Origin of the sequence: Nocardia nepalensis, from assembly GCF_048910785.1 — a bacterium.
GTDB lineage: Bacteria > Actinomycetota > Actinomycetes > Mycobacteriales > Mycobacteriaceae > Nocardia > Nocardia nepalensis.
The window spans coordinates 182188-206105 of the sequence record NZ_JBKBET010000020.1 but is presented as its reverse complement, the minus strand read 5'-3'; the positions used below and the strand labels follow the sequence as shown (position 1 = coordinate 206105).

Genomic DNA, 23918 nt, shown 5'->3' with positions numbered 1-23918 from the left:
CCTCGGCCATTCGGATGCCATCCTCGGTGTTCGATATGCGGCGGATATATACAGCTTAACTGCGCAGTCTTCCTGTACTGTAGTGAGCCGTGAGTGGTGTGGCAAGCGACAGCGAGACGATCGCCGAAGAACTGCAGTCGGTGGTCGGCGCTCTGGTCCGACGCATGCGCGCGGTCTCTCCCGGCCGTGAGCTGTCGCTGTCACAGGTGTCGGTTCTCAAACGTCTCGACCGCGAGGGACCCGCGACAGTCGCCGACCTGGCCCGCGCCGATAAGCTCCGCCATCAATCGATGGCCGCTACGGTCGCCACACTCGTCGACCGCGGACTGCTGCGCCGCACCACCGACAGCTTCGATCTGCGCCGCAAACTTCTCACCCTCACCGAGGGCGGCCGCGCACTTCTCACCGAACGCCGCATGACCGGCCAGGAGCACCTCGCCGAACTCATCGGCGACCGACTCAACGCCGCCGAGCGAGAGCGGGTGGCAGCATCGCTGGTTCTGCTGCGGCGGCTACTCGACTGATTCCGACACGGCTATTTCTGGCTGTCATACGGCGGTCATGTCACGTTAAAATTGGCACGATTGCTTTTACCTGGGTGCGGCGCGTCCGCCCGACCAAAGGCTGGTGAGTCCGCCGTGTCGGTATCGATGTTCGATGAGGCGCTTCCGCGTGGTGAACGTGATGGTGTGGGGCTGCGAGTGGGCGCGGTCATCGATCGGGGCGGGGAGGTATTGCTCTTGGAAGCCCACAGTTCGGGGCCGGTCCGGCTCACCCGCAAGCTTCCGGGCGCCACCGTGGAACCGGGAGAATCGGTTGCCGCGGCGGTGATTCGCGGAGTCCGCGAGGAGACCGGGTTGACCGTTACTCGCATCGGCCACCACATCGGCGACTTCGACTACCTGTCGCCAGCCGGAAAGCCGGTGCGGCGCCTGCATTTCGCCGTGGAGGTGGAATCCACCCGTCCCGTTCTGCTCACCGCGCACGCTGGCTACGTTTGGGCACCGTTGGACGGCGAACTGCTCGTGACGCCGTCCATCCGCGGCATCCTGCAAACCTATAAGGACCTCCTCTACAGCTGAGCGGTCAGCCGAGGCTGAAAGGTGAACGTCAGCTGGGAATCAGCGGTGTGCTTGCTGGGCGTGGGCGTCGGCGGGAGAACAGCGACTGCAGCACGACGAGCGCGCCGAGGACGAGCACGGTCACCCCGACCACCCGCAGTCCCGAGTCCGCACCCGAGATGAACGCTGTGACAACGTCATTGGCGCGGTCGGGTGTGGTCGCGGCGAGCGCTTGGGCCACGGTGTGCGGATCATGGTCGGCGCGGATGTCCGGCGGCAGTGCGGCGACGAACCGTGCGGTGAGCACCGTGCCGATGACGGCGACGCCGAGGGCGCTGCCGAATTCGCGGGTGGTGGACTGCAATCCGGCTCCGACTCCGGCCTGGGCCGGTGGTAGCGAGCCCGCGATGGCGCCGGAGAGCGTCGGAAGTGCAAGCGCCACACCGATTCCGGTCGCGACCAGCCACGCGGCGTATGCGATGTACGGCGTCTGCGCGTCGCCGGTGGACAGGCCGAGCAGTCCGCAGCCGACGAATGCGAAGGCGAGCGCGACGGTGGCGTCGAGGCCGATGCGCTGCGACAGGCGTCCGACATACTTTGCGCCCAGGATGATCGGGACGGTCAGCGGGATGATCCCGAGACCGGTGCGCAACACGCCGAACCCCTTGCCGTACTGCAGGAATGACGCGTTGACGTAGAACAGCGCGAACATGCCGAAGAAGACCGCCGTCATGCCGAGGCAGGCGCTGCGTAGGCCGGGCAGGCGGAACAGGCGGGGATCGAGCAGTGGATGTTCGACCTTCAGCTCGGCGATCGTCCACAGTATGAACAACACTGCGGCGCAGGCGAATCCGGCAATGACGACCACGCTGCCCCAGCCCGCCTCCGGGCCCTGGACGATGCCGAGCAGCAGCGCCACCGACGCACCGACGAGCAATATCGCGCCGAGCGGGTCGAGACGACGGTCATGGCGCGGCGACACCGGCGCGATACGCCCCACAAGCGCGGCGAGCACCAGCGAGATCGGCACGGCCGCGGCGAACAGCCAACGCCATGATCCACCCGACAGCACCGCCCCGCCGCCGACATTGCCGACGACCCCGCCGATACCCGTCATCGATGCCCACATGGCGATCGTCGCGCTCTTGCGCTCGGCGGGGACGGCATGCAAAAGGACGGCAAGCGTATTGGGCAATACGGCGGCAGCGCCGACACCCGTGATCGCGCGGCCGGTCAGCAGCAGCGCCACGTTCGGTGCCGTCGCCGACAATAGTGCGCCCACCGCGAACAACCCGAGGCCCACGAGCAGAACCCCCTTGCGCCCGAGGCGATCTCCTGCGGCCCCGCCGGGAATCACCAGGCAGGCGAAGACGATCACGTAGGTGTCGACGATCCAGACCAGCGCCGACGCGGACGGGCGCAATGCGCTGGCGGCGAGCATCGGGACGGCGAGGTTGATCGCGGCGACCATCGCGACGACGAGCACGACGCAGGCGCATATGACCGCGAGCAAGCTGCGCTGCGCGACCGGACGTGATGACGGGTCTCGCGAGGTCGGGACATGATCGCGGTTCAGGACGTTGTTTGGCATGGCCAGGACGTTATGGACGTTGTCGGTATTCGCGCCACGCAACTTTTACAACAGCTACTTGCGTAGAATGCAACTATGCCCGAGCAACTCGACCTGAATCTGCTGCGCGTATTCGACGCACTGCTTCAGGACGGCAGCGTCACGGCGGCGTCCGAGCGCCTGCATCTGTCCATCCCGGCGACCAGCCGGGCGCTGGGCCGGTTACGGCGGGCGATGGGCGACCCGATCCTGGTGCGCGCCGGTCGCGGCATGGCTCCGACACCGTTCGCGCTCAGAACCGCGCCACGGGTGCGGTCACTGCTCGACGAGGCGTCGGCACTGATCAGCGCCGACCGCGCGGTCACGGTCGCAGAACTGAAGCGCACCTTCACGATTCGCATCAACGACGGCGTCGCCGCGACCCTGGCGGCGACGGCGGTCGAAGCCACGGCCGCGGTCGCCCCCGGGGTGACGCTGCGCTTCGTCACGGAGGGCAGCGAAAGCATCGAGGCGCTGCGCGACGGCTCGGTCGATCTCGACATCGGCGCTGGCGACATCGCGGCTCCCGACATCCGCACGGCCGTGCTGTACCGCGAACGCATCGTCGGCATCGTCCGTGCCGACAGTCCGCTCGGCCGTCACCGCCGCCCGACGCTGACGCAACTGTGTCAGCACCCCCACGTCTCGGCCTCCCGCCGTGGACGTGCGCGCGGACCGCTCGACGACGCGCTCGCCGCCGTGGGCCTGCAACGCCGGGTCGCCGCCGTGGTGCCGACCTCCGCGGTCGCCGCGCTCCTGGTCGCCTCCAGCCACTACGTCGGACTCGTCCCGCAGCGCCTCGCCGAACAGTACGGCCGAGCCCTCGGGCTTCGCTGGTTTCCCATCGCCGCGACCCTGCCGGAAGTCGAAGTGCGACTGCTCTGGCACGCACGACTCGATGCCGACCCGGCGCAGCGCTGGCTACGCGACACGATTCGCGACGCGCTCGGCTCGCCCGATCCTATTGGTCGTCAAGGACTTTGACGCCGGTGATGGTGGCAAGGGCTTGGTCGAGGGTGGAGTCGTCGGGAAGGTGGTCGGGCCAGCGGGCGCCGATGTGGCCGTCGGGGCGGATGAGTAGTGCTCCTTGGGGGCCGAGGTCGTAGCGGTCGGCGTGTTCGGTGGGAAGGGGCTCGATGTGTAGTGGCCATGGAGTGGTGGTTTTCCAGGCGTCGGGGTCCGGGGTGAGCAGGGTGAACCATTCGCCGATGGCGTCGAGCGTGGAGCGGTCGCTGGTGAGCCACAGGTGTGGCATGCGGTGGCCCGGCTCTGCGGTGGGGACGTAATCCGTTCCGGTGTCCGACGATTCCGGTCGGGTGCGGTGGTAGTTGACGCCGAGAACCAGACCGAGTTGCGCGAAATACTGCTCCGACCAGGGCAATTCGATCTCGGTCTGTGCGGTATCACTGTTCTGCAGTTGGTCCTGGCGGCGGGTTTGTACTTGGAGTGTGAGTTGGGTGTTGGCCACCGCTTGCCGCAAAGTCCGGTGGGCGACGGGTTGCCGTTCCGTCTCGTAGGTTTCCAACAGGCTCGGTTCGGCCCAACCGTGCAGTACGCCCGCGAGTTTCCAGCACAGGTTGTGCACATCGGCGATGCCCGTGTTCATGCCGAGCCCACCCATGATGGGGACCGCATGCGCGGCATCGCCGGTCAGCAGGATCCGGCCGTGCCGGAAGCGTTCGGCCACAAAGGCATTCATCACCCAATGCTGGGTCCGCAGGACATCGGCGGCTGTGTCGGGGCCGAGCGCTCGGGAGACGAGGTCGGGCCAGTCGGCGTGCGCGGGATCGTCGGGGGTGCGAACGAATAAGGCCCATCCGCCTTCGGGGTAGATCGGGGCGATCGATCCGTGCGCGGTGAAGTAGACCCCCGCGGGCTTATCGGTGCACCAACGGTGCACGTCGGCGTCGAATACGACGGTGGTGAAGTCCGCGATCGCGCCGGGGCCGGTGGTCCCGATTCCCAGCAGTTCCCGGCTGGTGGAGTTCGCGCCGTCGGCGGCGAGCACATACCGGGCACGCACGCGAGCCTCGGCGCCGCTCTGGTGATCGGCGAGTGCGGCCACGACGCTATCGGACTCTTCGGTCAGGTCGATGAGCTCGACCCCGAACCGCACCGGTGCGTCCGCCGCGGCGAGCAGGGTGGGTTCCAGCCGATCCTGCGAGGTGACCACGCCGATGACCGGGCTTTCGGGTATCGGCGCGTTGACCCCGACCATTGCCGTGGTGGCGAAGTCGCGGTCGCGCAAGGTATCTCGGAAGCGGACGCGGCCGTACTCCGGTGCGAATGCGCGAGCCGCGATCTGCGTGGCGAGCCCGAGTTGGCGAAAGATCTCCATCGAGCGCACGTTGACCAGCCGGGATCGGGGAAAGGGCGACAGCTCGCGGCGTTTCTCGACCAGCATCGCCCGCACACCCCAGCGTTCAAGTAGCGCTCGGGCGGTGAGGCCGACTGGTCCACCGCCGACGATCAATACCTCTACCTCGGCGTGTGCTTCGGGCATATCGAACTCCTCCTGGTCAGCGGAGATCTGTCGGGGTACTCGGCGGCCGGAGCCTCGCCACCGACCACCGCCCAACTCTGGGGGTGGCCGTCGCGAGGAGGTTCAGCGGCATTTCGCCGGCTCACTTCGAGCATGACGGAAATCCGGATCCCGCGCGCTCACAGCTGGCACCAATCTTGCTCACATTCCGGGCAGAGGTTGGGGCGCAACGATTCTCGCGTCGGCACGGCAACTGTCGGCCGACGGTTTCGCAAGCGAGATCTCAGGAGGAATGTATGGGAGTCAAGTCGAAGCTGGTGACGGCTGCGGCGGCCGGTGTCGTGGTATTCGGCGCGCTGGGCGTCGGTGCCGGTATCGCGAGCGCTGACCCGCCCCAGGGACCGGAGTCCGGGCAGCAATGTCCGCCCCCTGGTGACCACCAGGGTCCGCCGCCCGGTGACCACCAGGGCCCGCCTCCGGGTGATGACCACGGCCCGCCGCCCGGAGATCACCAAGGCCCGCCGCCGGGCGATCCGCAGGGTCCGCCGCCCGGATGCCAGCCGCCCGCACAGTGATCTGAGACCGCAGCCCTATGTCCCGCAAGGACATAGGGCCTTTTTCGCCTAGGTGGTGGCTACCAGGATCTGTTCGGCGGTCGGGGGCCGCAGCCCATCTTTTCGCCCGGCGAAATAGCGCTGGGCGAGGGTGGAGGTCGAAATGTGCTGGGCCGATGGGAAACCGGCGTCTTTGGCGAGCGCGATCAGCTCGTCGGGGGTGAACAGGCTGAGGAAGGGGACTCCGCTTGCGCGGGCGGCGTGCTCGACCGCTTGGCGGATCGGGCGTTCCTCGGCATCGAGCAGGTCCAGCGTCAGCTGGAAGGTCGTGGCGAAGGTCGAGCCGGGAGCAAGCGCCGCGAGATGGTGCAGTGTCTGGATATTCGCCTCCCGGGTGAGGTACATGGAGACTCCCGTCGAGACCACCACCGCGCGGCGCTGCGGATCGAAGCCCGCGGAAATGAGCCGGTCCCACCAGGATTCGGTCTCGAAGTCGACCGGCACCAGTCGCAGCCACTCGGGGATTCCGAAACCGAGTTCGAGTAGTCGCTGCCGCTTCCACGCCTGTGGTTCGGGTTGATCTACCTCGAATATCGTTAGGCGGGAGGCGATTTCCGGCCGGCGCTGGGCGAAGGTGTCGAGTCCGGCCCCGAGGATGACGTACTGGTCGACACCCTGGGCGGCTTGTTCGATCACCAGATCCTCGACGAAGCGGGCGCGCGCCACGACGCAGGCGCGCGACAGCGAGGTCATGTCGGGATTCATATCCTCGCGTTCGCGCCACCCCGGGGCCGGGTCCACCAGCCGCAGACCGACCTCGTCCTCGAGCACATGCGGTGGCGGGTCGAGCTCGACGTGTAGGGCGCGCCACAGCGCGACCCGCTCCGCGGTGCTCTCGGGCCCAATGATCTGCTGCACGGTGTACTCCTTCAGGCGAGCGGTCCGACCTGCAGACTCCACGTCCGGCCGTCGGGGTCGCGGACGGTCATTTCCGTGGTCCCGTAATGGGTTTCCTCGAACGGTGTGACCACCTCGACCTCGCTGCCGGGCCGGAACGCGTCGGGATCGGTCACCGTCAGCACGAGCTGCGTCGACGGGGTCTGGCTGCGCGGAATCTCGGCGATGAAGACATAGGGGCCATCACCATTGCGGAACAGTCCGGAGTTGTGGTCGGTGGTGAATTCGGGTTCGTAGCCGAGCGCCTGGAAGAATCGCGCCGCCTTGCCCCAGTTGTGCGTCTCGACGAAGACGCCCTGAATGCCCTGTGTCGTCATATCCGATCTCCTTCTCGCGGTCACTGTTGCTGGTCGTGGGTGTCGTCGAGGTAGCCGCGCAGCGCCTCCGCGACCAAAGCCGATAGCGACATGCCCGACTCGATCGCACGGAATTTCACCTGCTTGATCAGTCCGACCGGCAGGTACACGTTGAACTGCTTCACATCCTCGTCGCCCACATCGCAAATGCTAGCATCCTAGTAAGCTAGAGTCCACGGTTCGGGTTGGTCGGGTGAGATGCCGGTCAAAGGCTTCATGCCCGGAGGGGTCCGTGAGTGGCCGGTCATTCGGCGGATCGGGGGGTGGCGCGATAACTTGATCGGGTGATCAACAGTTCTGTATCCACGGCGGCGGGGGCATGGCGGGAAGGTGACGGCGTCCCGGTGTCGTTGCGGGAGGCTACGGTGGCGTGGGCCTTTGCCGCGCATGCGGAGCTGTCGGAGATTGCCACGGGATACGGGCATTTCATCACGGTCGGGGAGTTGGCCAAGCGCGTGCAGGAGGTATCCGGGGTGCATACCGGCGCACCGACGCGGACCTGGATGGAGGCCATTCTGCGCAAGGTCGCGCGGCGGTGCCACAATGCGGGCGACCCGCCGCTGACCTCGCTCTGCGTGCAGGAGAACCACACGGTCGGCGACACCTACAAGTACGTGCTGGAACTAGCCGCCCTACCGATTCCCAACGACCTCGAGCTGCATGCCGCCTATGCCCGGTGGCAGTGCTATGAGCACCACGGGGCCACCATGCCCGCCGACCTGACCGTCCCGCCGCTCATTCCCAAGGTGGCGGGTCGACGTCGATCGGCGGGCGCGCCCGCGCAAGAGGTCAAGCCGCAGCCGACCCGCGCGGCGGTGTGCGCCCAATGCTTCATTCAGCTGCCCGCCAACGGGACATGCCAGTACTGCGTGTGACGAACCGACTCGGTCCTCCGGCGGGAACTGGCGACGAATTCAGTACCAGTGGTGCGCCTGCCAGAACGCCCAGGCGCGCTCGGGGCTGCCATAGCGCTGGATCATGTAGTCGTAGGTCCAGCGGATCTGGGTGAGCGGGTTGAAGCGCCAGTCGAGGCCGTGGGTGGCCATCTTTTCCGGTGGCAGGGCCTGGCCGAGGCCGTAGGCGCCGGTTCTCGGGTTGGTGGCGAAGACGTCCCAACCGCTTTCGTGCGTGATGATGTTGTCGAACGATTCGAACTGGTAGATCGGGACGATGGTCAAGGCGAGGATCTTGGTGCCCGCATGGACCACCGAGAGCGCGAGCACGGCCTCGGTTCCGGCGATCTCGTCCTCCGTGGTCGTGGTTGTGGCCGTCGCGGGAGCGACACAGACGAATGACAGGTAGATAGCGGCAACAACGGCGGTGATGACGCGCGACATCGACGATCTCCCTCCGCATCCCGGGTCCAGGGCGAAGTCAGCAAAGCATTAGTTACCTGGGCTGTGCCGTAGCCGCTCCGGCGTGTCCGGGAATGAGGTGGGTACCGCGTCAATGACGCACGCTCAACCAGCCCTCCATGAGGGCGTGATACCTGCAGTAGAAGGGATGCGACCCGACTTCATCGGGTGCGGTGAAGGTGATGGTCTGGCCGGGGGCGATCTCGTGGTCGAAGAGTCCGGGCCGTTTGCTGGTGATGCTGTGTTTCACCGAATCGTGGTTGGTCACCGTGAGCAAGGCGCCTGGCGTGATCGGGGGCGTGGCGCTGTAGTTCAGATGATCGATCGTGATGGCGACGGCGGAGATCGGCGCCGGGCGCGATGACGTCGGCGCGGCGGATTCCTCCCCGGATGAGCCGCACCCCGCCGCCCAGACGATGGCGAGCATGCCGACCGCGACCGCCACCCGACGGCGCCAGTGCGTACGGATGGTTCGAGTGCTGTTCACATAGACCGGCTTCCCAGAATCCGGGCCGCCATGCCGGTAGCCGTTGACCGGTGCTTCGTGTTTAGGCCACCGCCGAAACATGGTGGGGGTACCGGCTGCTGATTTCTAGGCTGCTGAACAGTGACGATGCAGGAGTCGGAGATGCTGAATGATGTTGCGGTGCGGCCGGGCGGCGGTTTCGCGCCGGCGATTGGTCGCCTGGCCGACAGCGTGATGGCGGCCGGGCGAAGGAAGCGATTGTGGCCGATGTGGTTGCGGTGGGTGGCGACGTCTTCGCTGCGGTCGACCGCTGATCAGGAGCTGGTGCGGCTGGATCCGGTGCTCGCGGTGATGCTGCGAGGTCCGCGGTGATCGCGGGTACCGTGATGCGATACCTGAGCACGACCATGCGGGGCAGCGTATGAAGCGGATCTACTGCACACCCGAGGATCTGACACGCATCCGGATCGGGGCCCCGCTCGGTGCGATGGGCGAAACCATGCTGGCCACCAGGGTGCTGCAACGCACCGACGCGCCGCTGTACGACGGGTGGCGCGGCCAGGTGCGGCGCGCGATGCCGGACGACTTCGGTGTGCTCGCCGATCTGCTCCCCGGCGTCGATCCCTTCGTCGACCTGATCACGCCGACCCGCGGCGCGCGGTCGATGTCGGCGGGCATCGAGGCACTGCACCTGGCCTCCCGCGATGAACTCCGCCTGGAGGTCGAACACGCGGGCCGGCAGCGTGCGCGGACCGCACATCCGCTACCCGCCTGGGCGCGGAATCTGTCCGCCCGAGACGGTGAGGCGCGCCGCGATGTCGCGGCCGCCGCCGAGGCATTCCATGCGGTGGCGTTCGCCGGTCGGTGGGCCCATATGCAGTCCTATCTCGAGGTGGCGGCCGAACGGATGGCGCGCACCATTGCCACCGAGGGCGTCGAACGGCTCTTCGCCGGGTTGGCGCCCTTCGCTCGGTGGCGTGCGCCCGCGCTGGAGGTGCTCACCCCGACCGAATGTCACGACGAACACCTCGACGGTCGGGGCCTGATCCTCATTCCCTCGCTGTTCGCCTGGCCGGGGCCGAAGCTGCTGAAGTCCACCATCGATAAGGACGCGCCGATGACGCTGGTGGTCCCGGTGCTGCGCGATATCGCCGATTTCGCCACGGCCTGGGGGCCGCGCGCCACCAACGAGGCGCTGACCGCACTGCTCGGCCGCACTCGCGCCGCCGCGCTGCAGGTGATCGCCGAGGGCTGCTCGACGACCGAACTCGCACGCCGACTCGGCATTTCACCCGCGACGGCCAGTGAACACGCGTCCATCCTGCGGGAGGCCGGGCTGATCGAGAGCTGGCGGCATCGCAATGCGATGCGGCATCAGGCGACGACGCTGGGCATCGCACTGCTCGACGGGGATCTCGACAGTGGTGTGCGCATCGCTTGATGGCGCGCCAGTATGGTCGGGCACGTGCAGTGGATAACCGACCGGGAGACTTCGGCGTGCTAGCGCGAGGCAAGGCGCCGCGACGTCGGGTGCGTCGGACGCTATGGGCAGGTGTCGGGCCCGTCGCAGCGGCGGCGCTGGTCGTGACCGCGGCGAATATCCGGTTGTGGATGGTGTCGTCCGGGCATCGGTCCGGTCTCGCGGCCGCGCCTTCGGTTCCGGTGGTGATCGTGCCGGGGGCGAGGGTCGCGCCGGACGGTGCGCCGATGGCGTATCTGCGTGGGCGACTCGACGTCGCGATCGAACTGCTGAGGGCCGGAAAGGTGTGCGAGATCCTGGTGTCTGGCGATGCGGCGGGCACCTCGGGAGACGAAATCGCCTCGATGACAAACTATCTCGCCGATCACGGTGTCGACCCGGCGGTCGTGCGCTCGGATGGCGAGGGATTGTCGACCCGCGCGACCTGCCGGCGAGCCAAGACCATCTTCGGTATCGACCGCGCGATCATCGTCACCCAATATCGGCATCTGCCGCGGGCGGTCGCCTTGTGCCGCGCCGCGGGAATCGACGCCGACGGCGTCGTCGCATACTGCGATTGCAGGCGAACTACCATGGTGCGCAACAACATCCGCGAATTGCTTGCCGCACCGAAAGCGGTCGCCGCTTTGATCTGGCGCTGACTCGATGGCCCCGGCCGGCGTCGATACGCTTGCCCGGCACGACATTCGCTGAGCCCATCCGCGCGGCGTCGTGTCGGCATCGACGTTGTGAATCTTGCTCGATGCCCCCCAAGGGCTGCACCGACTTCGCCCATGCCGCAAGGAGTTTCGCGTCACCAGCCCGCGCTGCGATACCAGACCGTGGTCAGGTGTCCGGCGCGGTCGTTGGGGGCCGGACTCTACGTCGGATCCGGCAGTGCGGGATCCATCGGATCAACCGGACCGCCGGGATTCGGAATCGGTGCCGGTCGGTTCGGTTCCCGGTGTGGTGTCGGGTCCGGGATCGGTGGCGCTGGTGTCGGGCCCGGTTCCGGCGGTACCGGCTGCGGACCTGGCTCCGGCGGCGCGGGCTGCGGATCGGGACCGGGCTCGGGCTCAGGGAACGGCTCGGGGCCGGGAACCGGCTCCGGGTCAGGATTCGGTGGGATCGGGTCCGGGCTTGGGCCTGGTGGGACCGGATCCGGGCTGGGGCCCGGTGGGACCGGATCCGGGATCGGCGTCGGCGGCACCGGGTCCGGAATCGGAGTCGGCGGGATGGGGCTCGGATTCGGTGGCACTGGACGAGTCATGTGCATACCTCCTCGCCCGGAGCAATACCCATCCGATTGCGAGGGAATCAGCTGAACGCCAGCTAACGGGGGTTGTTCTTATCACCGAGTCGAAGATGCGGCGACCGCGGCGGGTGGGTCCGCAACGCTCTGGCGGCCGTCGATCCGAATTTGTCGACTCGTCGAATGCGGTGGCTCGCGCGACCACGTCGGCTGAGAGCCGGCGATCGGGCTGGCTCTGGCCCGTTGCGGAATCGGCACTCGAGCCCGCGCCGGACCAGTGCCGAGGTGTTCCCTTCCCCGGTTCGGCCGACTAGGCTCGTTCGGAAGATCGAAACCGCTTGACGGGGCGCGGATTTGAGCTGCCCGGACAGGTTGGAGGGGGTACGCCGTGCAGCAAACTCGTCCGGATCCCGAGCAGGATGGTGCGCGGCCGATCGTCATCGATCCGATGGTCGGCGATCTCGCGGGCGAGACCAGCCGACTGTGCGCGGCCGGTCCGCTCGCCAGAATCGATCTGCTCGGCGTGCCCGCGTGGACCGTCACCGAATACGCCACCGCCCGGCAACTGCTCACCGATCCTCGGCTCGTCAAGGACATCAAATCCTGGGAATTGTGGACATCCGGGACGGTGACGCGGCAGTGGCCGCTCATCGGCATGATCGATACCGGAAGGTCGATGTTCACCGTGGACGGGGTCGAACATCGGCGCCTGCGAATCAAGACCACCCAGGCATTGACGCCGCGTCGGCTCGACGCGCTGCGCCCGGCGATCGAGCGGCTCACCGGCGAACTACTGGACGACCTCGAGCAGGCCGGGCGCAGCGGCGACGTCGTCGACCTGAAGACCGAGTTCGCCTATCCGCTGCCGATGCGGGTGGTCGGTGAGCTGATGGGCGTCGACCGTGCCGATCACCTGATGCTGCTCACCTGGTACAAGGCGTTCTTCTCGATCCTCACCCCGCAGGCCGAGCGGTCGCGGGTCATCAAGGAATTGGACTCCTACTTCACTGATCTGGTGCGCAAGAAGACCTACGCACCGACCGACGACCTCACCACCGCGCTCATCTTCGCCGCCGACGGCGGTGCGCCGCTGACCGAGAAGGAAGTGGTCGGCAATCTGAAGGCCCTCGTCGCGGCGGGACACGAAACCACGGTCGGGCTCCTGCTCAATACCGTGCGCGCCCTGCTCTCGCGCCCCGAGCAACTGCGCGGCATTCGCGACGGCGAATTCGACTGGCAGCACGCGATCGAGGAAACACTGCGCTGGGACACCCCGTTGACCCATCTGCTCATGCGCTTCGCGACCGAGGACATCACCGTCGGCGACACGGTGATCGCGAAGGGGGAGGGCGTGGTCATGTCCTATCGGGCCATCGGCCGCGACACATCGGTACACGGGACCGATGCCGACGACTTCGATATCACCCGCCCAACGTCCAACCGGCACTTGGCCTTCGGCCACGGCCCGCATATCTGCCCGGGCGCGGGGCTGTCGCGCCTGGAGGCGGCCATCGGCCTGCCCGCGCTTTTCGAACGGTTTCCGAATCTGCGGCTCGCGGTGCCGGTCGAGGAGATCCGCAATCTGCCGGTGCTCACCCAGAACGACCTGGCCGCCTTCCCGGTGTACCTCGATGCCTGAGGCGGCGGGCGATCAGTTGGTTCGCGCGGCGTATCCCGGCGGCAGCTTGCTCGGTGGACAGTTGATCACCGTGTCGTCGTCGATATCGCGGGATTCCAGGAAGGTGATGCGCCCGGTCGCGGAGACCAGCGTCAGCGGATAGGTCGGTCCCCGGTCGCGTTCGGCGATGATCGCTTCGAGATTGTGCTCGTAGCGGGTGAGGGTGCTATCGGGGTAGTCGAGCATCCACTGCGGATAGGAGATCGTGGTGTGCACGCGGCGGTCGCCGAGCCAGATGATGATCACGGTGGTGGTGCCGGTCGGTTCCACCCAGGCGAGTTTGTACATGTCGTCGCTGAGCTGGACCAGCTTCGCGGCCTGGTTCTTGGACCAGCGCCCGAACATCGGTCCCACCAGGGAGCGCGAATCGATGGTGTGCCAATCGCGGATGTACAGCTCGTATCTCCAGCCGTTGTCGTAGGCGTAGATGAGGTGTTTGCCGACGATGCCGGACAGATCGCCGGTCAGGGCCGAGGCCGTCCACGCGGGCTGCCGTGCGCTCATCGTTGACTCCTCTCGGTCGACCCGCGCCGTCGGGACCTGGCTCTTTGTCGTCAGCCTAACGACTCGGGAGGGCAATGCGGCCGGTTTGCCGGGAACGACGAAATCATGGCCGGGCGGCCGCGTAGAGGACCTCGCGCATCTCGGGCACGGCTTCCTGATCCGCCCGCCACACCAGCCGCAGACTCAGGTCGGGCACCGGAAAGTCCAATCGGACCAGCGTGCCGTGCGCGAGGCCGTCGGCGACCGCGAATTCCGGCAGCAGGGATATGCCGAGTCCGTGCTCGGTCCAGGCCCGCATGACCGGAACCGCACCGGCCCTGACGCGTCGCGGGCTCGGGCCCAGAATCCGTTCCCCGGCCATCCAGAACGAGCATTCGGGCACATTGACCAGCAGTCGCTCGTCGGCCAGATCGGCCGGTGTCAGGGCGGGCTTGTCGGTCAGCGGATGCGTCGGCGCCGCGACCAGGGCCAGCGGCACCGGGTCCAGATCGAGGAATGCCAGCGGTTCGGCCGGGGCCGGGAAGCCCAGATCCCCCACGGCGCCACCGGAATCCAGTAGCAGCGCCGCATTGAGTTCGCCACCGACCACATCGGCGAGCAGTCCGTCGCGAGCGCGGTCGGAGCGCACCTCGACCTCGAGATCCGGCCGTCGCTCGGACAGCCGCGCCAGCACCTGCGGCACATAGGTGCCGGCGAGGGTTTCCAACGCGCCGAGTCGCAATAGCGGGCGTTCTTCGCGCACGTCACGCGTCGCCTGCTCGGCTTGTTCGAGCAGCCGCCGCGCCCAACCGGTGAGGCGCTGACCCGCGGGGGTGAGCCGCATGCCCTTGGGGTCGCGCACGAAAAGCGTGACGTCGAGCGAGGTCTCTAGCGTGCGGATCTGCTGGGACACCGACGACGGCGCGAGGCCGAGCGCCACCGCGGCATCGGTGACGGTGCGGTGGCGCACCACGGCCTCGAAGGTCCGCAGCTGACGTAACTCCATGGCCTGGCCAACAGCGCCGGAGCATTCGGATATTCCGAATGCCCCGTGCGGCGCAGCCGGTGGAGTCGGTGGGCCCGCCCGGCCAGAGTCGATCGCGTCACCACCGCGTCGATCGGGAGTTGTTGCGTCAGATGAGCATTCTGCAATCGGGGGCGAGCACGTCCGCTGGGTCGAGCGGGCGGACCCGCGCCCTGCTCGGAATTTCACTCGGGTACTTCATGGTGTTGCTGGATATGACGGTGCTCTCGGTCGCTGAACCGGATCTGGCGGCGTCGCTGCACACCTCGGTCGCCGGGCTGCAATGGGCGACCACGGGCTATACCGTCGCCTTCGCCGCGCTGCTGCTGTCCGCGGGTGCGGTCGCCGATCGCTATGGCGCGCATCGGGTATTCCGCTTCGGCACAGCGGCTTTCGGTCTCGTCTCACTGCTGAGCGCATTCGCGCCGAGCCTGTGGGTCTTGGTCGTGCTGCGTGTACTGCTCGGTGTCGCCGCGGCGGCGTGCGTGCCCGCGTCGATGGCGATGATCAGCCAGCTCTACCCGGATCCGGCTCGGCGTGCCCGGGCGATCTCGACCTGGGCGGCGATCAGCGGCGCGGCGGTCGCGGCGGGGCCGATCGCCGGCGGCGCACTGGTCGGGCTGGCTGGTTGGCGTTCGATATTCGTCGTCAATGTGCCCATAGCGGTGGTCGTGCTGGTACTGAGCATGGGTTCGGCCGTGAACTGTGCCCGTGGCGATCGCCGGATCGACTGGCTGGCGCAGCTGACCGCGGCCCTCGCCCTAGCGCTGTGCACCGATGCGCTGATCGCGGCGGGGGCGCAGGCGTGGCGGCACGCCGCGTGGTCGCTCGGTGGTACCGCGCTCGCGACGGTTGTCTGCGCAGTCCTCGAACGACACAGTGCCGCACCGGTATTGAACCGAGAACTAGTGCGCGAGGCCCGAGTGCGGGCCGGGCTCTTCGCGGGTGCGGCGGTGAACTTCGCTCTCACCGGCGCACTGTTCGTCCTGCCGCTGCTGCTGCAACAGCAGCGTCATCTGAGCCCGCTGCAGACCGGACTCGCATTCCTGCCGCTCACCGTGCCGTTCGCCGTCATCCCACCGGTCGCGGGCAAGCTCGTGGCGCGGGTCGGCGCGCGCGGCCCGATCCTGGCCGGACTCGGTCTGCTCGCGGCGGGAGGCGCGGTGCTGGCCGTCGCGGTCTTCGCCAGCCTGGCCTATGCGGTGCTGGCGCTGGGGCTATTGCTGTCGGGATTCGGTGTCGCCTTTGCCCTTCCGGCCTTGGTCACCGCCATTGTCAATGCGGCCCCGCCGGGTACGGCCGGTGCCGTCGGCGGTCTGCTCAACGCCGTCCGTCAAGTGGGCGCGACCCTGGGTGTCGCCGTGATGGGCGGGCTCGTCACCCCGGGCATCGGCTGGGCATTGCTGACCTCCGCGGCGGCCTGCGCGCTCGCCTGGCTCGTGTTCGGCTACCACCGCGCCGCCGACTCCTGACGTTGCCCGGCGTGTCCGGTGTCGAAAACGGTGCTGACGCAGATGGTTCCACTGTTTCACAACCTAGCTGTTAACGTGTGAGGCATGGGGGAGACGTTGGTGAAGCGGGCGTACAAGTACCGCTTCTATCCGAGCGAGCAGCAGGAGCGGGAGCTTGTGCGCACGTTCGGGTGTGTCCGCTTGGTCTATAACAAGGCGTTGGAAGCCAGGACTGCCGCATGGTTCACCGAGCAGCGTCGCATCAACTACAACGAAACTTCCGCGATGCTCACTGCGTGGAAGAAAGCCGATGACCTGAAGTTCTTGGGTGGGGTGTCGTCGGTGCCGTTGCAGCAGGCGCTGCGGCACCTGCAGCGCGCGTTCGCCAGCTTCTTCGACAAGCGGGCGCGCTATCCGCGTTTCAAGTCGAGGAAGAACTCTCGCTCGTCGGCGGAGTACACGCGGTCGGCATTCACATATCGTGACGGGCAACTCACTCTCGCGAAGATGGCCGATCCACTGAATATCGTGTGGTCTCGGCCGTTGCCGGAAGGTGCGGAACCGTCCACGGTCACCGTGTCTCGTGACAGCGCGGGCCGCTGGTTCGTGTCGGTGCTCACCGAGACCGCGATAATGCATCACCCACGCACCGATAGCGTCGTCGGTGTCGATGCCGGGATCACCTCGCTGCTGGTGTTGTCGACCGGTGAGAAGATCACCAATCCCAAACATCAGCGGCGAGAACACGCGCGGCTGGTGAAAGCTCAACGCGCCCATGCCCGCAAGACCAAGGGGTCGTTGAACCGGGACAAGGCTCGCCGGAAGCTCGCGCGTATCCACGCCCGGATCACCGACCGCCGCAGAGACCACCTGCACAAACTCAGTACTCGGCTCGTTCGTGAGAACCAAACGATCGTGATCGAGGATCTGAACGTGGCCGGGATGCTGCGCAATCGCAGTCTGGCGCGCGCCATCTCCGATGCCTCGTGGTCGGAGTTGCGTTCCATGCTGGAGTACAAAGCCGCTTGGTACGGGCGTGAGGTGATCGCTGTGGACCGATGGTTCCCGTCGAGCAAAACCTGCTCGGCCTGTGGGTCGCTGAACGATGCTATGGCGTTGCATGTGCGGGAGTGGGTGTGCCGGTGCGGGGTGACCCACGACCGCGACATCAACGCCGCGAGAAATATTTTGGCCGCCGGGCTGGCGGTCGCTGCCTGTGGAGGCGGTGTAAGACCAACCCGACAGTCGTCGGCGCGGCAGTCGTCGGTGAAGCAGGAAACCCAACCTGTGAAGTTTGGAATCCCCCGCCTTTAGGCGTGGGGAGGAAGTCAAGCAGAAGAATCTGCCGCGGGAGACTTAGCTTTTCACTGATGTTCGATGACGGTGCGGAAGTGCGCGGCCCCGTCGGTGATCGCGTCGACGGTGACCCGGGCGCGGATCTCGACGCCGTCGTCGGTGACCGTGCAGATTTCCGTCGCGCCGATCTCGGCGTCAAGGGCCCTGGGGCAGCTCACGTGCTGGGGTGTGTGCCCGGTGTCATCGATGTAGTCGATTGCGACCTGTGCGGCGAGCTTTGAGCTGGAGATCGAATCTCCATAATCGTCATCGTTGTCCCCGCTCCTCGTGGCCCGGCCGAGGCTGCCCAGGATGCCGAGGATGAGCATGACGATCAGTAGGGCGCGGCCGCCGCCGGAGAGCAGCAGTGGGCGGGTCGGGGATTGCGGTGCCGGTTGGGTCATTGCCACACCGGGCATGGGTGCACTGGGCGTGGGTGCGCCGGGCACGGGCGTACCGGGCATGGGCGCGCCGGGCATGGGCACGGGGGCCGCGGCCTTATCGCCGAAGACGCCCTTCAGGTAGGCGGGTGTCAGCAGAAACGTGTAGGTCGCCACCCGCATTTCGATGCGCAGCACCGCCGAGGTGGCCTCGAAGACCGGACCGGGCATCCGCCCGGTGATCAGGACGATCAGCCACAGAAAGAACGAGACGACGATCCAACCGGCCCTGAACCAGCTCGAAAGCACCAGAATCGGAAAGGCCAGGATGAGCCGGAACAACACCGCAACCCGGTTCAATGGCGTGGGCGGCGGGAAGAGCAGACGGACCGGATAATCCGGTGCGGTCCATGCGAACGGCGGATAGTCGTCGACCAGCAGCATCACGTAGCCGTACACCCGCACGGCGTAGCCGAAATACCCGCGCAGGAACTCACCGCACCAGTCCGGCAACCGGCCGAGCGCCAATGCGCCGAACCAGCCGCAGACCACCACCACGAATGCGGCGATGCCCAGCACCGACACCACGATCCACTGCGGTATGACCAAAAGCAGCCGCAGCAGTACGGTCCAGCGGCGGTGTTGTTTCGGCGGGAAGACATCCAATTCGACCAATGCTTCGCCACTGGTCGGCGATCCTTGGTTGATTACCATCGCGACCCACTCGCTTCCTTCGTTCAGCGGAATGTCCAGAACTCGGATGAGTGAAACGAATGTAGCTTGCAGGTAGCCAGACGATCGGTAACTGCGCATAAATCGCCATATGAACAGGGCTAGATGTGGTAAACGAGATTGCTAGCCAGTCGCTGAAACGGCTGTATCGGCCGATCCGGCCCGGCCGGTCGGGAGGACGAAATACAGCTCGCCGCGGCGGGCGACGCCGAGTTTGCGATAGACGCGGGTCAGGTGTTGTTCGACGGTGCTGGTGGTGATGGCGAGCTTGTCGGCGATCTCGCGATTGGCCTTGCCGCGGGCCGCCAACTCTGCGACGCGGCGTTCGGCCGGGCTCAGCGTCGCGAGCCCACCCGGGATCGGGGCGAGTGCGGGCATGGGTTGGGTGGGTTGCGCGGCCGTTTGGGGTTTGCCGTCGAGCAGATCGCGCAGCAGCACCTCTGCGCCGCAGGCTTCGGCGATGCGCGCGGCCTCGCGCAGCAGTGCGCGGGATCGGTCGTGATCGCCGACCGCGCGGTGCGCTCTGCCGAGTTCGCCGAGCACTGTGGCCAATTCGACGTCGTCGCCGCCGGTGCGGGCGATGGCGGCGGACTCGCGGAGTAGTCGGAATCCCTGATATAGATCGCTGGTGGCCGCGAGCAGCCGCAGCGAGACGCCGCCGGAGCGATGCCGGTCGGCGGAGCCGAGCAGTTCCAGATGTCTGGTCGCGAATTCACGAGCCTGCTGGTGTTCACCCAGTGCGAGATGGGCGGCGGCAATGTCATTGCGCCACGGCACCAGCCAGGGGAAGTCCATATTCCACCGGTCCATGAGATAGCCGCAGCGGCGGAAACTGCGCAGCGCCTCGTCGGCGCGCCCGGCGGCGAGGTGGTGATGGCCTTGCGCGTGCAGATACGTCAGGCCGAAGCGGGAGTCGAAAATCGTTCGCGGCACGGGTCTTTCGAGTTGTGTCGCCGCCTCGGCACGGCGGCCGGACAGCGTCAGCGCGTGCACCATCGCGGCGATCGGCGTGCCGATCCAGAGTCCGAGATGTTCGGCCGGTACGTAATTCAGGGCGAGGCTCGCATCGGTGGTCGCATCGCGAATATTTCCCTTGCGCAGCATGGTTTCCGCGCGCAGACCAGCGAAGATCGATTGCCAGGTCGGTGCGCGGCGGGCATCGGCCTCGGCCAGCAGCGATTCGCACCAGGCCGCCGCGGTATCGAGCCGATTGCTGTAAATGAGGCAGTGCACCGCCGCGACCAGGGTTTCGATGGTGGTCGAGGTGAGGCGGTGGCTGGTGAGTAAACGCTGTGCGAGCGTGGCGATTTCGTCTAGCGGGTGGGTGAACAAACCGGAGAGCAGATCTGCGCCGTGCCGGTGCGGCGAGTGCTGATCGGTGCGAACCCGGGGCGGTCGCGCGGGAGCCGCGAAGAGTCGCGGATGGCGTGGCACATGCTGGGGATAGGAATACCGCAGCCACGCGCGCAGGAAGTCGATCTCGGGTGTCGCCTCGTCCGGATTTCCGCTGGCGAGTTGGCCGAGTGCGTGATCGGCCTGCTGCACCTGCCCGTGCCACAGCAGATACATGATGGCGGCGGGCAATTCGCGGTGCGGCACCCGGCCCGCGCGCAGCGCTGCCCGCAACCGGGTGAACTGGCGCGAACGAGTCGACGGGTTGATCCGCCATTCCAGGCAGACGAGCCGAATCGCGATCGAGGCGCGCTCGCCCGCGTCGCGGGTGGCCCGATAGGCCAACTCCAGCCGGTCGACGGCCAGATCGATCTGGTCATTGGTCATCGCGTCCTGGGCGGCGCCGAGCAGTACCTCGACGGCCCACGGGTATCCGGCGGCACCGGCCTCGACCAGGTGGTCGGCGACGGCGCCCGCCGGAAAGCACCGGTGATGCAGCAGTTCCGCGGCCCGGCTGTGCAGCTTCTGCCGCACCTGCTCGGGGGTGTTGCGCAGGATCCGCTCGCCTACCTCTGGATGTTCGAAGCGCGCTCCCGTGGTTTCGGCGAGCTGCCGGAGGACGGCCAGTACCGCGTCCTCGTCGGCTTCCAGCAGTTCGGCGACCAGGCCGACCGTGCTCGCGGCGCCGAGCACGGCCATGGCCTGACCGACCCGGGACTTGGCGAAGTCGGCCCAGTGTTCCAGGGGTTCACCGTGGGGTAGGGCAGGCTGACACATTCTCGGAGCCCCTTCGTCGAGGTGGTGTGCCCGACTGTGGGAGAGCACCATCGAATACGAGCAGCTCGGGTGCACTGAGGATGCGGCATCGTCGCAGCGGGAAGGGCGCGCCGACGCGCCCGATGATCCAGCCGGTGAACCCAGGGTAATTCGCCAGCCCGATCCTGTCACGACAACCGGTGATTACTTCGTAATATGAATTGTTTCAATGCCTTTCGTGTCATCAACCAGCTACGACGGTGAGCGCGCGCTGGTGGTAGGCCAGGCAGGCGGCCGAGGTGTCGTCGGCGGCCAGGAACAGCACCGTGCGCGCCGTGGCCAGCATCCCGCTATCGCGCGCGCTCAGATACGCGTGCACCGGAGCCGCGGAATACGGATTGTCCACGGAGGGATCGACGCCAACGATCGATTCCGGTGTGAATCCGAGCGCCTCGGCCAGGCGGGCGCGGAAGGTGAGGGTCCAAGTGGGTGCGAGCACGATGGCGCGGCCCTCGGCGATATCGGCGGCGTCGAGCCCTTCGGCGGTGAGGCAGTCACGCAGGGCCGCGGCGGCCAACTCGACCGGGTCGTCGTTACCGGGTCGGGTGCTCATGGCCCTGCGGCCGTTCGCGCCCGCCTCGCCCATGGCCACCCAGGCGGTCGGCTCCGCGGGTCCTGCGGTGTCGGTGCTGTGCAGACTGCCGAATCCGCCTGCGGTGCCCGAACTTCCGAGCAGGATCGCGGCACCGCTTGTGCTGTAGGGGAATCCGTCGACATGACGTTCGGTCGACGGGTGGGCATCCCCGGCCACGAGCAGTGCGTACTCGACCTCACCGGTGGCCAGGAAGCATTCGGCGGTCGAAATCGCGTGCAGCAGTCCGCTCGCGCCGTTCATCAGGTCGAAGGAGAAGGCGGGCACCCGGCCGGGCGCGTATTCGAGGCCGATGCCGAGGCGCTTCTGGATGAGCGCGGATACCGCGGGCTCGGAGATGTTCTGATCACGGAAGACCCCGGCGTTGATGAGCATTCCGACCTGGTCCGGTGCGATGCCCGCCTGTTCGAGGCAGGCGGTGGCGGCACGGGACGCGAGTTCGAAGTAGCTGCCGGTATCGAGATCGGCATTGATGGCGGCCGCGAGGATGGTGGTCGGCATGGCTCAGGCCTCCAGTCGGGAGATGGTCGCGGCGAGGTGTCCGGAGACGATGCCGGAGGCCTCCGGAATCATCAGGACCTTGGACCCCTTGGGAATCTTCTGCTGCGCCAGATATTCGTGCAGTACCACGAAATGCGAGGTCGACGCGGTATTGCCGAATTCGTGCAGCACATTGAGCGATTGCGGCATCGGGGTGCCGAAGTGTCGTTCGGTCAGGTGTGCGATGTATTCGATGGCGGGTTTGCTGAATTGGTGGTGGATCCAGTAGTCGTACTTCTCGCCCTCCCAAGTGCGCCCGGTCTCCTCCAGGAAGGTGGCCATCCGGCTGATGCCCTGCAGGTAGCGGCCCTCGTTCTGCATCGCGCGGTTATCGGTGTAGAGCGCGATTCCCGAGGCTTGGTCACTCGGCATGCCGATGCAGTGTTCGGCGCCGTCGGCGGAGGTCATCAGCTCGACGTAGTGGATCTCATCGTCATCGTCGCCGCGATCGTCGAGTATCACCGCGACCGCCGCATCGCCGACGGTCAGCGCCGCGAACTGCGGGTCATAGGGCTTGCTGATCTCACGGGCGGCGGTCTCGGCGATCGGGGTGATCTGTTCGCCGCTGACCACGAGTCCATTGCGCACCACACCGGCCTTGATCATCCGATCCAGCACCAGTACGCCGGTCATCATGCCCGCGCAGGCATTCGAGACATCGAAATGGCGCGCGTTGGCCGTGCCGATCTCCTTGCCGAGCATGACCGCGAATGACGGTGCGTAGCAGAAGATTTCCTTACCGCGGGTGCGGGTGATGGAGGCCGAGATGACGACGTCGATCTCGTCTGCGGCGTAATCGGAGTGTGCCAGGCAGTCTTCGATGGCGCGCAGGGCCAGAACGAAGGAGGATTCATAGCCCTCGTCGCTGGAGTCGTAGACTCGCCGATTCTTGATACCGGTAATCCGTTCCAGGTCAAGGGATCTGGGTACCGACAATCCGGCGATGATCTCCTCGGTGGAACGAACGGTGGATGGTGTGTATGAGCCGATGGACTCGAAACGCGTGCGCAGCATTACCCCTGCTTCCTGAGTCGCGTGAATTTCCTTGTCTTGCCAGGAGTTTCGACGGCGCTGTCGTAGATCGCGTGGTCGCTACCCACGCAGTCCGACCAAAGACGCACTCACCTCGCACAATTGCTGGCCGATCCGCTCGTCGCGGGCCAGGCGCGACGGTTCGCGCTCCAGGGTCTTGCGGAAATAGGCTCCAGTGATATCGGCGACGCCCGGATCCGTCGCAAGGTAGGTCAGCGCCGCGGCACCCTCGGCCGCGGAGATGAAGAACAGGCGTTTGGCCAGTGAGACCACCGGTTGCCCGAACCAGGGCAGCGAATTCCAGATGCCGGTCGAGACCGCGCCGGGATGAAAGGCGTTGACCGTCACCCCGGTGCCTTCCAGGCGGCGTGCCAGCGCACGGGCGTAGAGGACGTTGGCCAATTTGGAGCGGCTGTAGGCCTTCTCACCCGAATAGCCCGCATTGAATCCGAGATCGTCGAAATCCAGTGTCGCGCCGTAGTGCATCACCGATGAGGTGAAAAGAATGCGCGCCGGAGCGCTCTGCACGAGCAGATCGGTGAGCAGTTCGGTGAGCAGAAAGCCGCCGAGATGGTTGGTGGCGAAGGTCGCCTCGATACCGTCCTCGGTTTCGGTGCGCGTCTGGTGATAGCCGCCTGCGTTATTGGCCAGCACATCGATGCGGTCGTAGTTCGCCTCGACGGCTTTGGCGAGTTGGCGCACCGACGACTGCGACGCGACATCGCATTCCAGCGTATCGACGGCCCCCGCCCCCGCGGCCCGCACCAATTCCGCACTATCGGCGAGCTTCTGCGGATTCCGGCCGACCAACACCAGCCGATCGCCCCCTGCGGCGAGCTGTTGCGCGGCCTCCAGACCGATGCCCGAGGTAGCCCCTGTAATCAGGATCGTCTTCATGTTCGATCATTTTGC

The 23918-nt window shown here is 66.7% G+C and carries 25 protein-coding genes; 11 read left to right on the top strand and 14 right to left on the bottom strand.

The annotated features are described in order from the left end of the window. Nucleotides 1–89: 89 nt before the first annotated feature. Together ACHQ4I_RS12145 and ACHQ4I_RS12140 are read left to right on the top strand one after the other, a co-directional pair. Nucleotides 90–524 (top strand): MarR family winged helix-turn-helix transcriptional regulator, encoded by a 435-nt coding sequence (locus ACHQ4I_RS12145; protein WP_420771809.1) that lies wholly within the window; start codon nucleotides 90–92, stop codon nucleotides 522–524. A gap of 165 nt (nucleotides 525–689) precedes the next feature. Beyond that, complete coding sequence (locus ACHQ4I_RS12140) at nucleotides 690–1082, top strand: NUDIX hydrolase (RefSeq protein WP_420771808.1); 393 nt, start codon at nucleotides 690–692, stop codon at nucleotides 1080–1082. Between the two features lie 28 nt (nucleotides 1083–1110). On the opposite strand, the gene ACHQ4I_RS12135 is transcribed toward ACHQ4I_RS12140, so the two are convergent. After that, a complete protein-coding gene (locus tag ACHQ4I_RS12135; protein WP_420771807.1) occupies nucleotides 1111–2652 on the bottom strand; it encodes an MFS transporter in 1542 nt (513 codons plus the stop codon). 75 nt (nucleotides 2653–2727) lie between these two features. Between ACHQ4I_RS12135 and ACHQ4I_RS12130 the strand changes: the two genes are divergently transcribed. Continuing rightward, the gene (locus ACHQ4I_RS12130) at nucleotides 2728–3654 is read left to right on the top strand and encodes a LysR family transcriptional regulator (RefSeq protein WP_420771806.1); all 927 of its coding nucleotides are present in this window, start codon (nucleotides 2728–2730) and stop codon (nucleotides 3652–3654) included. Here ACHQ4I_RS12130 and ACHQ4I_RS12125 read toward each other — a convergent pair. Next, nucleotides 3632–5173, bottom strand: a complete 1542-nt coding sequence (locus ACHQ4I_RS12125) for an FAD-dependent monooxygenase (RefSeq protein ID WP_420771805.1) — start codon at nucleotides 5171–5173, stop codon at nucleotides 3632–3634. The two genes, ACHQ4I_RS12130 and ACHQ4I_RS12125, sit on opposite strands and share 23 nt — an antisense overlap. A 275-nt stretch (nucleotides 5174–5448) precedes the next feature. On the opposite strand from ACHQ4I_RS12125, the gene ACHQ4I_RS12120 reads away from it, so the two are divergent. Next, nucleotides 5449–5727 (top strand): hypothetical protein, encoded by a 279-nt coding sequence (locus ACHQ4I_RS12120; RefSeq protein ID WP_420771804.1) that lies wholly within the window; start codon nucleotides 5449–5451, stop codon nucleotides 5725–5727. A gap of 48 nt (nucleotides 5728–5775) precedes the next feature. Here the strand turns inward: ACHQ4I_RS12120 and ACHQ4I_RS12115 are convergent, their stop codons facing one another. Genes ACHQ4I_RS12115 through ACHQ4I_RS12105 form a run of 3 tightly spaced genes read right to left on the bottom strand, consistent with a single transcriptional unit; the run spans nucleotide 5776 to nucleotide 7159 of the window. Then, nucleotides 5776–6615 (bottom strand): class I SAM-dependent methyltransferase, encoded by an 840-nt coding sequence (locus ACHQ4I_RS12115; protein WP_420772657.1) that lies wholly within the window; start codon nucleotides 6613–6615, stop codon nucleotides 5776–5778. 20 nt (nucleotides 6616–6635) lie between these two features. Next, nucleotides 6636–6980 carry a VOC family protein gene (locus ACHQ4I_RS12110; protein ID WP_420771803.1) on the bottom strand — a complete coding sequence of 115 codons (345 nt, stop codon included), beginning with the start codon at nucleotides 6978–6980 and terminating at the stop codon, nucleotides 6636–6638. 20 nt (nucleotides 6981–7000) lie between these two features. Continuing rightward, on the bottom strand, nucleotides 7001–7159 hold the full coding sequence (locus ACHQ4I_RS12105; protein WP_420771802.1) for a CopG family transcriptional regulator: 159 nt from the start codon (nucleotides 7157–7159) through the stop codon (nucleotides 7001–7003). 144 nt (nucleotides 7160–7303) lie between these two features. On the opposite strand from ACHQ4I_RS12105, the gene ACHQ4I_RS12100 reads away from it, so the two are divergent. Further along, nucleotides 7304–7894 carry a hypothetical protein gene (locus tag ACHQ4I_RS12100; RefSeq protein WP_420771801.1) on the top strand — a complete coding sequence of 197 codons (591 nt, stop codon included), beginning with the start codon at nucleotides 7304–7306 and terminating at the stop codon, nucleotides 7892–7894. Nucleotides 7895–7933: 39 nt separating this feature from the next. Here ACHQ4I_RS12100 and ACHQ4I_RS12095 read toward each other — a convergent pair whose 3' ends face one another. Together ACHQ4I_RS12095 and ACHQ4I_RS12090 are read right to left on the bottom strand one after the other, a co-directional pair. Beyond that, nucleotides 7934–8356: an aggregation-promoting factor C-terminal-like domain-containing protein gene (locus tag ACHQ4I_RS12095; protein ID WP_420771800.1), complete on the bottom strand. Its 423-nt coding sequence runs from the start codon at nucleotides 8354–8356 to the stop codon at nucleotides 7934–7936. A 109-nt stretch (nucleotides 8357–8465) separates the two neighbouring features. Beyond that, nucleotides 8466–8861: a cupredoxin domain-containing protein gene (locus tag ACHQ4I_RS12090; RefSeq protein ID WP_420771799.1), complete on the bottom strand. Its 396-nt coding sequence runs from the start codon at nucleotides 8859–8861 to the stop codon at nucleotides 8466–8468. 141 nt (nucleotides 8862–9002) lie between these two features. On the opposite strand from ACHQ4I_RS12090, the gene ACHQ4I_RS12085 reads away from it, so the two are divergent. The 4 genes from ACHQ4I_RS12085 to ACHQ4I_RS12070 all read left to right on the top strand — a co-directional run bounded on the left by ACHQ4I_RS12085 (nucleotide 9003) and on the right by ACHQ4I_RS12070 (nucleotide 13190). Next, nucleotides 9003–9212, top strand: a complete 210-nt coding sequence (locus tag ACHQ4I_RS12085) for a hypothetical protein (RefSeq protein ID WP_420771798.1) — start codon at nucleotides 9003–9005, stop codon at nucleotides 9210–9212. Between the two features lie 49 nt (nucleotides 9213–9261). Further along, the gene (locus ACHQ4I_RS12080) at nucleotides 9262–10281 is read left to right on the top strand and encodes an ArsR/SmtB family transcription factor (RefSeq protein WP_420771797.1); all 1020 of its coding nucleotides are present in this window, start codon (nucleotides 9262–9264) and stop codon (nucleotides 10279–10281) included. An 89-nt stretch (nucleotides 10282–10370) separates the two neighbouring features. Next, on the top strand, nucleotides 10371–10961 hold the full coding sequence (locus tag ACHQ4I_RS12075) for a SanA/YdcF family protein (protein ID WP_420771796.1): 591 nt from the start codon (nucleotides 10371–10373) through the stop codon (nucleotides 10959–10961). 978 nt (nucleotides 10962–11939) lie between these two features. Then, the gene (locus tag ACHQ4I_RS12070) at nucleotides 11940–13190 is read left to right on the top strand and encodes a cytochrome P450 family protein (protein WP_420771795.1); all 1251 of its coding nucleotides are present in this window, start codon (nucleotides 11940–11942) and stop codon (nucleotides 13188–13190) included. Nucleotides 13191–13202: 12 nt separating this feature from the next. Here ACHQ4I_RS12070 and ACHQ4I_RS12065 read toward each other — a convergent pair whose 3' ends face one another. Both ACHQ4I_RS12065 and ACHQ4I_RS12060 read right to left on the bottom strand, forming a co-directional pair. Then, a complete protein-coding gene (locus ACHQ4I_RS12065; protein ID WP_420771794.1) occupies nucleotides 13203–13733 on the bottom strand; it encodes a phenolic acid decarboxylase in 531 nt (176 codons plus the stop codon). Nucleotides 13734–13836: 103 nt separating this feature from the next. Then, entirely contained in the window at nucleotides 13837–14718 is an 882-nt protein-coding gene (locus ACHQ4I_RS12060; RefSeq protein WP_420771793.1) for a LysR family transcriptional regulator, read from the bottom strand. A 131-nt stretch (nucleotides 14719–14849) separates the two neighbouring features. On the opposite strand from ACHQ4I_RS12060, the gene ACHQ4I_RS12055 reads away from it, so the two are divergent. Together ACHQ4I_RS12055 and ACHQ4I_RS12050 are read left to right on the top strand one after the other, a co-directional pair. Beyond that, nucleotides 14850–16208: an MFS transporter gene (locus ACHQ4I_RS12055; protein WP_420771792.1), complete on the top strand. Its 1359-nt coding sequence runs from the start codon at nucleotides 14850–14852 to the stop codon at nucleotides 16206–16208. An 84-nt stretch (nucleotides 16209–16292) separates the two neighbouring features. Continuing rightward, entirely contained in the window at nucleotides 16293–17501 is a 1209-nt protein-coding gene (locus ACHQ4I_RS12050; protein ID WP_420771791.1) for an RNA-guided endonuclease InsQ/TnpB family protein, read from the top strand. Nucleotides 17502–17551: 50 nt separating this feature from the next. Here the strand turns inward: ACHQ4I_RS12050 and ACHQ4I_RS12045 are convergent, their stop codons facing one another. From ACHQ4I_RS12045 to ACHQ4I_RS12025, 5 genes are all read right to left on the bottom strand, one after another. Next, nucleotides 17552–18616 carry a DUF4389 domain-containing protein gene (locus ACHQ4I_RS12045; RefSeq protein WP_420771790.1) on the bottom strand — a complete coding sequence of 355 codons (1065 nt, stop codon included), beginning with the start codon at nucleotides 18614–18616 and terminating at the stop codon, nucleotides 17552–17554. 141 nt (nucleotides 18617–18757) lie between these two features. Next, nucleotides 18758–20803 (bottom strand): LuxR C-terminal-related transcriptional regulator, encoded by a 2046-nt coding sequence (locus ACHQ4I_RS12040; protein WP_420771789.1) that lies wholly within the window; start codon nucleotides 20801–20803, stop codon nucleotides 18758–18760. Between the two features lie 223 nt (nucleotides 20804–21026). Beyond that, on the bottom strand, nucleotides 21027–21935 hold the full coding sequence (locus tag ACHQ4I_RS12035; RefSeq protein WP_420771788.1) for a hypothetical protein: 909 nt from the start codon (nucleotides 21933–21935) through the stop codon (nucleotides 21027–21029). A 3-nt stretch (nucleotides 21936–21938) separates the two neighbouring features. Continuing rightward, complete coding sequence (locus ACHQ4I_RS12030; protein ID WP_420771787.1) at nucleotides 21939–22988, bottom strand: 3-oxoacyl-ACP synthase III family protein; 1050 nt, start codon at nucleotides 22986–22988, stop codon at nucleotides 21939–21941. A 78-nt stretch (nucleotides 22989–23066) separates the two neighbouring features. After that, nucleotides 23067–23903 (bottom strand): SDR family oxidoreductase, encoded by an 837-nt coding sequence (locus ACHQ4I_RS12025; protein WP_420771786.1) that lies wholly within the window; start codon nucleotides 23901–23903, stop codon nucleotides 23067–23069. Between the last annotated feature and the right edge of the window lie 15 nt (nucleotides 23904–23918).